We start from the raw sequence: 8,801 nt of genomic DNA, 5'->3' as shown, positions 1-8,801 counted from the left end.
GCAGGACATCGCCCCAGGTCGGTTCGGCGACCAGCACCGCCTTGGCGAGCTTGCCCTTCTTCACCGCGTCCATGGCGCCGAAGCCGCCGGCTTCCTCATCGACGACCGAGTGGATGGCGAGCCGGCCCTGCAGCGTGATGCCCGCCTTGCGGATCGCGCGCGCGGCGGCGATGCAAGCGGCGACGCCGCCCTTCATGTCGACGGCACCGCGGCCATAGAGCCGGCCATTGGTGATTTCGCCGCCGAACGGATCGACCGACCAGTCCTTCATCGCGCCGACCGGCACGACGTCGATATGGCCGCACAGGATCAGGCTGCGGCTCTCGTCTCCCGCCCATTCGCCGACCAGATTGGGCCGCCCGGGCAAGGCATCCCATTGCTCTGTCCTGAACCCGTCCTGCTTGAGGATCGGTTCGAGCAGCGCCTGGACATCCGCCTCGCGGTTGATCGCCGGATTGGGCTCGAATTTGGGGTTGACCGAAGGGATGCGGACCATGTCGCGGGTCAGGCCGATCAACCAGTCGCGATCGGTCTCGATCTCAGCCTGCACGGCGTCGATGAAGGTCTGGTTGTCGGGCATTGTCGCTTCCTTTTCTGCGTCGCGGCGCTTTGCATCGCTGCACTGCGCGCAACGACACTACTTCCTTGTGGTTTTGGATTTGGCGGCGTCGTCGGCCGATGACGATAGGACGGTATCGAGCGTGACCGCATTGGCGCTGCGGATCTTCTCGATGTCCTCGATGCGCTTGCGCACCCCGGCGCCATGGCCCTCCAGCGCGTGGGCAAAGACGGTTTCCATCTGGGCAACGGCCGTCGCCAGCGTGTCGAACGGCGAGTTGGCGTCGATCGCCGCGACCATGGTCAGGTCCGCTATGTCAGATATCGGCGACAGCCAGACGTCGGTGAACAGCAGGATGGAGACGCCGCGCTCCTTGGCCTGCTGGGCAAAGCTCACCACGTCCGACTGGTAGCGCCGGTAATCGAACACGACGAGGAGGTCGCGCTTGCCAAGGTCGATCAACAGGTCGAAATCGGCGGGACTCAACGAACCGATGTCGCGCACGCCGGAGCGGAACTGCAGGAGATAGCCGGCCAGCATGGAGGCGATATGCCGGCTGAACCGGCCGCCCAGCAGCACGACCTGGCCCTTGCTCTCGAGCAGCATGTTGACAGCGCGCGTGTAGGCCTGCACCGGCACAGCCGTGCGCGTACGCTCCAGGCTGTCGGAAACCGAATGGAAATAGGCAAGTGCGGTGCCTTCGCTGGAGCCGCCCGGACGCTTGGCTTCCATCATCAAAAGCGGCGAATGCAGCCTGGATTCGACTTCGGTGAGCAGGCGTGCCTGGAAATCGGCAAAGCCGACATAGCCAAGCTTGGTCATCAGCCGCGTCACGCTCGGGTCGCTGACGCCGGCGCGCCGTGCCAGCCGGGTTGCGGTGCCCAGCCCCGACATTGGGTAATCGGCGAGCAGGACCTGGACGATCTTCTCTTCCGCGGAGGTGAACGCCACGGTCGTGTTGGCCAGTTCTTCGCGGATCGACATGGTCATCGCCTATCGCTGACGGAAGATGATTATCTTACAATTTTGTGAAATGGTGTCAAATCTGGAAAAAGTTTTACAGGATTGAATCTAGCCGCGTAGATCGCCCGCATCCGCCAGAATACAATCCTTGCTCACTGCCATATGCACTTTCGATCTCGCTTGAGTATCTTGGCGGCGAGCCTGGTTCTCACGGACCCCGTTCCGGGGCCGGTTGTTACGGACGTGAAGTGAGGGTCATAACCTCAATCCAAAACCCCATCAAAGCGTCATTGGTGAACTGGTGCCCGCCGAACACGGATCGTGACAAAGCTGAACTGGCATTCGAACTTTTTCGCCAGTTGATGCATCTTAAGCCCATGGGCTACGAAACTCATATCGTGCCGAGTGATGCCGAACTGGCCCTTGCCGCTCGGGGCGGCGATTGTGGTTGCCTCGGCCTGCTGCTGGAACGTCATCGCGCACGGCTCTATGCGATAGCGCTGAACATGCTCGGCTATGGGTCGGACGCCGAAGATGCTGTGCATGAGACTTTCCTGATCGCGCTGAGGCGCATCGGCGAACTCAAGGATCCGCAAGCCGTCGGTGGCTGGCTTCGCACTGTGTTGCACCGCTGTTGCCTGCAACAATTGCGTCGAAGACGACGCGAGATCTTGACCGCCGACATTCCAGACCGCCCAGACGAACGCGCAAGCATTGAGGAGCGGCTGGAGAAAGTCGCGCTTCGCGAATGGGTTTGGGACGCCCTACGCAAGCTTCCCGAGCCGCTGCAGGCTACCGCCATGTTGCGCTATTTCGGAAGCTATCAGTCTTACGAGGAACTGGCCGCCATTCTGGGTGTCCCGATTGGGACGGTTCGCAGTCGTTTGTCGCAAGCCAAACGCAAGCTTGCCGAGATGCTGCTGGAAACGGCGGGCCTTGCCGACACAGAGGCTCGCTCGCAGTCTCGCGAGCGCCAGCGATTCTACTCCGAAATTTTCAATGGGCTCAACCAGCATGGCGAGCGTGACCGCTTCCTTGGGCACTTTGCAGAGGACCTGCATCTTGTCCGCGGGACGAGCAAACCAGTGCTGGGTCGCTCATTCCTTGCCTGGGAAGTCGACGCCGACACGGAAGCCGGCGTCCGCCTGGAACCGCAGCGCATTCTCAGCGCCAGCCAGGTCACTGTGATCGAGGGACTATTCGTCAATCCGCCGGAAGACCCTTTCCACTGCCCGCCGGGTGTCGTCCTGGTGATCTTTCAGCGAGACGGCAAGGCCCGACGCTTGCATCTTCATCTTTCGCCGCGTCCGCCTAGAATCGAGGACGACTGATCGAACTTTTTCTCCCGTCCGTGACTCCTTACAGCACGCGGGCATCATCTGGCCCGGACGCAAATGGTTCCAAAGAGGAGAGAGATCATGTTCGCCTTCGCAGTTTCCCATGTTGCTTCCATTGCACACCACGGCGAGCTCGGGCCCAGCCGCTCGCGCCGCCTCCTTCACACGGCGTTCGCATCGACTGTCGTCTGCGCCACATTGTTGTCATCAGGCTTAGGCTGGGCCGGTCAAGCTGAGGTCGACGCCACCTATAAGGACGTCGAGCGGACGCTCGGCTCGGTGCCGACCTTTCTCCATCAGGTTTCAAAAGCAGCGCTGCCGGGCGCCTGGGCAGAGGTGAAGGCTCTGCAGTTCTCCAGCGAAACCGCCCTGCCGCCGAAGGTCAAGGCTCTGATCTCGCTCGCCGTCTCCGCACAAATTCCCTGCCAGTATTGCATCTGGGAAGACACCGAGAGCGCAAAACAGGCGGGCGCAACGGAGGACGAGATCGAAGAGGCCGTCGCTATCGCCGCTCTGTCACGGCACTGGAGCACAATCTTCAACGGCATGCAGGTCGACTTTGAGACCTTCAAGAAGGATCTCGGCGGCGACGCTCAGGCTGCCGCGCCTGCCAAGTAGCGCGAGCCTTGTCGGCACATTGTCGGAATTGGGGCCAGGCCGCGGCAACCGTCGTCGGCATCCGCGGACCGGAATAGGGAGTGGAATTCTCATTTTATAGGGAGGTAAAGATGCCAGTAGTCTTCGGAGAAACCGTCAGCACAGTCAAAGATATCGTGTCCGTGCTAAAGAAACACGGTGACGCGGTGCGTGGCACCTATCGTGCCCGCTACCGCTTCGACCCGCAATCAGGCGATCCTTACACAACACCGCTACTGGAGCGACCGGCGAGCCTCAAGGACAATTCGCCGACCGCCGTCTTTCCCTGGGAGCAGATCTTTGCCGCGGCGGCTGTGTGCGCCGGCTCGGATTATCCGATGCTGGCAGCGCATGCGGGGGTCGATCTTCGTTCGGTCGATTTCATCGCGGAAGGCGTGTTCGACCCGCGTGGCGAGTTCGACGGACTTGATGGGCTCACGGCGCCCGTGGACGCCCGGCATTGCTACGTGTCCCTGCACCTCAGCGCGACCGTGTGTTCTTCGGCGCCCCGCGCCGATCTGGAGAAAATTCATGAGCGCGCGATCTCGCACAACATGGTGCTTGGCGCCCTTAGAGGAATTCCCATGACCAGCGAGTTGGTGATTCACCAGGCGTGATCCGTGTCGCAGAACTCGCCCGCTGGGCGGCCTGTGGCTTAGTCCCGCCGGTTGCGGCCGGCGGGGCCAAATATGCCTCGTGCACGTTTGCGCCGCCACCACGATCCTGGCAAGTTCGCGGGGCGATCTGCTCGAAAGGCAACGGATGGCGGCCGACAGCAACGAGCCGACTGCCCGCTGCAGTAGCGCGCTGCTCGCCAAGTGTCATAGCGCGGAAGGGTTCGGCATTGCGAATCCCGTGACCGCCCCGGCCATCGATATGGCGCAACACATTTCGACACTGGATCGAACGGTGCTTTCGCCCTCTATTTGAAACTGGCGATGGGCAGGAATTTCACCGCGGAGCCGGTGAAGCGGCGGTGATCGGACGTCCGTCCCCGCGGTTGGAATCCATCGAGATAGACATGCTCCGGCGCCGTGCGGATGAAATTGGCGGCAATCATGGGCGTCCCTGTTGATGCGGCCCCACCGGCAACAGCGCGATCTGCCTCGGAATCGGGGCGCCGCTGGACACGGTCGGCCTTGGGGTTCGCCCTGACGCGATCTTCTGGCTTTGACGCAGGCGCCGCGATCCGCTCGCCGGCCAGCCCGTCGTCGGGGTGATGCATGGCCAGCAAGACACCGATGGCATCGCCAGATTTGGCTGCTTCCAACTGGCGCGTCGGGCTTGACTGGCTTTCCGGCCGCCATGTCGGCAATGGGACGTTGAGCGCCATCATCTCCGGCGCGACGCTCGTGGCAGCGGCATCGGCATTCGCAGCGTCCGGCTTGGCAACGGCCAGCTCGGCCTGCGCCGTGGACGCGCCGGCGATTGCCAACGGTGCGGCTTCCGGGGTGGGAACGGGTGCCGTGAACTCGGCTCGCGGTGCGAAGGCCGGCAGCGGCACTGAGCCCGGTGCCATCGCCATGACGATCGCTTCAGGCGTCTTCCCCTTCTGCCCGGCAAGCGGTTCTTCGCCTGGATCGCTGGCAGCAATCTGGATGTCCGCCCGCTGGGCATCCTGCGGCGGCACGATAGCGATACCCTGTCCAGCCGGTCTGGGTTCGACGGACCTCGCCGGTTTGCGTGGCGCCGGCACCGCTTCCGCGACATCGTCGGACTCGTCTGCGCCGCCCCCGCCCAAGAGCGTCGCCAGCAGGCCACGCGGCCTGCGTTGGCCGCCGTCGACGCTTGCCAGCTCGATGTTGGGCGTGCCGGCGCCCTTGCGCGATTTGTAGGCGGCAAACGCCTGCTCATAGCCGGGCAGCGGTTTGCCGTCGCTCGGCACATGCAGTGTGTTGCCGTTCGGAAATACCCTGGCGAGTTCCTGGCGGCTGATGCCAGGCCAATGCCGCACATTGCCGACATCCATGTGTATGAAAGGCGAACCGGAGGTGGGGTAATAACCCACGCCGCCGCCCTGCATTTTGAGGCCGATGTCGCGCAGCTTCTTCAGCGGCACATCCGGCAGGAAGAAATCCATCGCGCGGCCAACCATGTGTTGGCTCTCCCGGGCCACGCCCTTCGAGCGGCTGCGCAGCATGGCGTTCGTCGCCGGCGAACGATAGGCGCTGACCACATGGATATAGGCTGTCGAGCCGCTGGCGCGATAGGCCTGCCAGACAAGATCGAGCAGGCGCGGATCCATCTTCGTCGGTTCGTTGCGACGCCAGTCGCGCAGCATGAGATTGATCTTCTTCAATCCCGCCGGATCATAGCGCCCATTGCGCTTGAAGACGATTTCAGCCTTCTCTCCCGTATGGAGATGTTGAATCCTCAAAGCACGCGTCTCCGCGAACGCGCCGGTAGCGCACAGGCAAAGGAACGCTGCGATGATGGCAGGCAGGGTCCAAAGACGGGAAGCACCGGGGGCGTTTTGCACGTTTTCGCTCACGTTCATGCCTTGCACGTTCTTTTGTTTCGGGCGATTTAGATTTCCGCCCAGATCAGGAGCCTTTCGGCCCTCTTCCTGACAAGCATGGATCTGACCGGCGAAGACGGGCATCCATGCCACAATACGTCATGTCGATGAATAGCATCTTGGTTAATGAATCGTGTCTTGCCGGAATGCGCTTCGGCTGGATTTGCCTGTGGCAGCCATTTTCTGAAGCAATGAACCGCTGATCGGGTCTGCCGGCACGAGGGCCGCGCCATCCCATGTACCCGCCTCGCCCTCGCAAATGCAGAGGACGATCGTGCGGCAACAGGGATGTTGGAAACTGGTGCTGCGAGAGAGGATTGAACTCTCGACCTCTCCCTTACCAAGGGAGTGCTCTACCACTGAGCTACCGCAGCCGCTGATGGCGGGGCTTCTGCCATATCGAACCGGCAAGCGCAAGGCCAAGTGCAACGCTTCTGTGAAAGGCTTTGCCGGATGGCTTTTAATGACATGGCAGTGCCACAATGTTGGCTATCCCTGAACAGCAAGCTGGTGGGTCGCCGGCGGGATGGGGCGATGGACGACAAGACAATTCCAGTGAAAAAGGATGGTCCACCGAAAAGCAGCGCAACAATCCGCAAGGATCGGCTCGCCGAGCAATTGCGCGCCAATCTGCAGAAGCGCAAGGCGCAGTCGCGCTCGCGGCGGACCGGCGAGGCCGACCTGCGCCCGGACGGGCTCGCTGCATCGAAGAAAATACAAAAAGATTAACTCAAATAGGTCACTCTTGGCCTGGGGTGGGCGAAATCCTATTTCTTGAACCAGATTGGCCAATGGTCTAGACGGGCCGCTACTCAAACGATTGAACCGGCCCTTTTTTGGCCGAGAGGGACGTTCTTCCATGGATCGCATCAGAATTGTCGGGGGCAACAAGCTCTCCGGAAGCATTCCGATCTCGGGCGCGAAAAACGCGGCGCTGCCTTTGATGATCGCCTCGCTTTTGACCGACGACACACTGACGCTGGAAAACGTGCCGCATCTGGCCGATGTTGAGCAGCTGATCCGCATCCTGGGCAATCACGGCGTCGATTATTCGGTCAATGGCCGCCGCGAGAAGCAGAATGAGGGCTATTCGCGCACCATCAACTTCTCCGCCCGCAACATCGTCGACACCACAGCGCCCTACGAGCTGGTGTCGAAGATGCGCGCCTCGTTCTGGGTGATCGGCCCGCTGCTGGCCCGCATGGGCGAAGCAAAAGTGTCGCTGCCGGGCGGTTGCGCCATCGGCACGCGGCCGGTCGATCTGTTCCTCGAGGGCCTCCAGGCGCTGGGCGCTGATATCGACGTCGACACCGGCTATGTCATCGCCAAGACCCGGAATGGCCGCCTTGTCGGCAACCGCTATATCTTCCCGAAGGTCTCGGTCGGCGCCACCCATGTGCTGATGATGGCCGCGGCACTCGCCAAGGGCGAGACGGTGCTGGAAAATGCCGCCTGCGAGCCCGAGATCGTCAATCTGGCCGAGTGCCTCAACGCCATGGGCGCGAAGATTTCCGGCGCCGGCACGCCAACCATTGCCATCGACGGCGTCGAATCGCTCTCCGGTGCGCGCGTGCGCGTCATTCCCGACCGCATCGAGACCGGCACCTATGCGATGGCCGTCGCCATGACCGGCGGCGACGTCGTGCTCGAAGGCGCGCGTGCGGACCTGCTGCAGACCGCACTGGACGTGATCGCCCAGACGGGTGCGGAGATCACGCCGACCAATTCCGGCATCCGGGTGAGGCGCAACGGCGCCGGCATTTCGCCGGTCGACGTGACGACAGCACCCTTCCCGGCCTTCCCGACCGATTTGCAGGCGCAGTTCATGGGCCTGATGACCATGGCCAAGGGTAAGTCGCGCATCACCGAGACGATCTTCGAGAACCGCTTCATGCATGTGCAGGAACTGGCGCGGCTCGGCGCTCACATCACGCTTTCGGGCCAGACGGCGATCGTCGACGGCGTGCCGAAGCTGAAGGGCGCGCCGGTCATGGCGACCGATCTTCGCGCCTCTGTCTCGCTGGTCATCGCCGGCCTGGCGGCGGAAGGCGAGACCACGGTCAACCGCGTCTACCACCTCGATCGCGGCTTCGAGCGGCTGGAAGAAAAGCTGTCCAACTGCGGTGCGGTGATCGAACGGATTTCGGCGTAGCCCGCGACCTCGGCTCCTCTCTAGCAACGCAGGAGATTGGCGAAATCCTTCGCGGCAGCGTCCTTCTCCCCGTCACTATCCGGGGAGAAGTGCCCGGCAGGGCGATGAGGGGCAGCGCAGAGCTGCAGCTGCTGGTGCGGTTGCACCGATCGCCAAGACCGCCTAACAGAAGGCTGAACAATCAACCTTCAGGTGCGAAATCCGTATGACCGCCCTTAAGCTTATCGCGCTCGACGACCAGGATCTGAGCATCGTTTCGGCTCATGTCCAGGATGCCGTGCTGAAAGTCAGCGACCTCGAATTCCTCCCCGCGGCCAAGCGTTTCCTGCTGACCATGAACCGTTTCGTCTGGGAGGCAAAATCCGGCCTGTTTCGCCAGCATAATGAGCGACGGCAGGCCGTGCTGCATTTCGACCGCGTGCTCGGGGCCAAGACCAGCGGTATTGACCGCGACAAGCCTGCCGAAGTCCTGTCGCTGCTGGCGATCAGCTTCATCGAGATCAGCAAGCCGGCCGGCATCGTCGAGCTGATCTTCTCGGGCGGCGGTGCGATCATGCTCGACGTCGAGTGCATCGAGGCCCGTCTTGCCGACATCGGCGGGGCGTGGGAAGCCACCCCCCGCCCCCTCCACAAGTC

The 8,801-nt window shown here is 62.4% G+C and carries 9 protein-coding genes and 1 tRNA gene; 6 read left to right on the top strand and 4 right to left on the bottom strand.

The window, feature by feature from the left end; translation table 11 throughout:
* Positions 1-580, bottom strand: a 580-nt coding sequence (locus EN991_RS12970; RefSeq protein WP_127368900.1) for a M20/M25/M40 family metallo-hydrolase, incomplete at its 3' end; no start/stop codon positions are given.
* Between the two features lie 57 nt (positions 581-637).
* The gene (locus EN991_RS12965) at positions 638-1,543 is read right to left on the bottom strand and encodes a MurR/RpiR family transcriptional regulator (protein WP_127366532.1); all 906 of its coding nucleotides are present in this window, start codon (positions 1,541-1,543) and stop codon (positions 638-640) included.
* Between the two features lie 227 nt (positions 1,544-1,770).
* Between EN991_RS12965 and EN991_RS12960 the strand changes: the two genes are divergently transcribed.
* The 3 genes from EN991_RS12960 to EN991_RS12950 all read left to right on the top strand — a co-directional run bounded on the left by EN991_RS12960 (position 1,771) and on the right by EN991_RS12950 (position 4,112).
* On the top strand, positions 1,771-2,853 hold the full coding sequence (locus tag EN991_RS12960; protein ID WP_164753405.1) for a sigma-70 family RNA polymerase sigma factor: 1,083 nt from the start codon (positions 1,771-1,773) through the stop codon (positions 2,851-2,853).
* Positions 2,854-2,940: 87 nt separating this feature from the next.
* Positions 2,941-3,477, top strand: a complete 537-nt coding sequence (locus tag EN991_RS12955; protein WP_024504783.1) for a carboxymuconolactone decarboxylase family protein — start codon at positions 2,941-2,943, stop codon at positions 3,475-3,477.
* 110 nt (positions 3,478-3,587) lie between these two features.
* Positions 3,588-4,112: an OsmC family protein gene (locus EN991_RS12950; RefSeq protein WP_013530204.1), complete on the top strand. Its 525-nt coding sequence runs from the start codon at positions 3,588-3,590 to the stop codon at positions 4,110-4,112.
* A gap of 305 nt (positions 4,113-4,417) precedes the next feature.
* On the opposite strand, the gene EN991_RS12945 is transcribed toward EN991_RS12950, so the two are convergent.
* Positions 4,418-5,992, bottom strand: coding sequence for a DUF882 domain-containing protein (locus EN991_RS12945; protein ID WP_127366533.1), 1,575 nt, complete (start codon positions 5,990-5,992; stop codon positions 4,418-4,420).
* A gap of 320 nt (positions 5,993-6,312) precedes the next feature.
* Positions 6,313-6,387: transfer RNA gene (locus EN991_RS12940), tRNA-Thr, on the bottom strand.
* A gap of 160 nt (positions 6,388-6,547) precedes the next feature.
* Here EN991_RS12940 and EN991_RS12935 point away from each other — a divergent pair.
* The 3 genes from EN991_RS12935 to EN991_RS12925 all read left to right on the top strand — a co-directional run.
* Positions 6,548-6,742, top strand: coding sequence for a hypothetical protein (locus tag EN991_RS12935; RefSeq protein WP_013530202.1), 195 nt, complete (start codon positions 6,548-6,550; stop codon positions 6,740-6,742).
* A gap of 130 nt (positions 6,743-6,872) precedes the next feature.
* On the top strand, positions 6,873-8,165 hold the full coding sequence (murA, locus tag EN991_RS12930) for a UDP-N-acetylglucosamine 1-carboxyvinyltransferase (protein ID WP_013530201.1): 1,293 nt from the start codon (positions 6,873-6,875) through the stop codon (positions 8,163-8,165).
* Positions 8,166-8,370: 205 nt separating this feature from the next.
* Positions 8,371-8,801, top strand: a 431-nt coding sequence (locus tag EN991_RS12925) for a DUF2948 family protein (RefSeq protein ID WP_127368899.1), incomplete at its 3' end; no start/stop codon positions are given.

The sequence above is a fragment of the Mesorhizobium sp. M7A.F.Ca.US.005.03.2.1 genome (assembly GCF_003997795.1).
Lineage (GTDB): Bacteria > Pseudomonadota > Alphaproteobacteria > Rhizobiales > Rhizobiaceae > Mesorhizobium > Mesorhizobium ciceri.
The sequence above is the reverse complement of the archived record's forward strand: the minus strand, read 5'-3'. Positions and strand labels throughout refer to the sequence as shown.

Bases quoted from the DNA above. Each gene is read 5' to 3' on its own strand.
- EN991_RS12945 (WP_127366533.1), bottom strand. From the start codon at position 5,992: ATGAACGTGAGCGAAAACGTGCAAAACGCCCCCGGTGCTTCCCGTCTT.
- murA (WP_013530201.1), top strand. From the start codon at position 6,873: ATGGATCGCATCAGAATTGTCGGGGGCAACAAGCTCTCCGGAAGCATT.
- EN991_RS12965 (WP_127366532.1), bottom strand. From the start codon at position 1,543: ATGTCGATCCGCGAAGAACTGGCCAACACGACCGTGGCGTTCACCTCC.
- EN991_RS12935 (WP_013530202.1), top strand. From the start codon at position 6,548: ATGGACGACAAGACAATTCCAGTGAAAAAGGATGGTCCACCGAAAAGC.
- EN991_RS12950 (WP_013530204.1), top strand. From the start codon at position 3,588: ATGCCAGTAGTCTTCGGAGAAACCGTCAGCACAGTCAAAGATATCGTG.
- EN991_RS12955 (WP_024504783.1), top strand. From the start codon at position 2,941: ATGTTCGCCTTCGCAGTTTCCCATGTTGCTTCCATTGCACACCACGGC.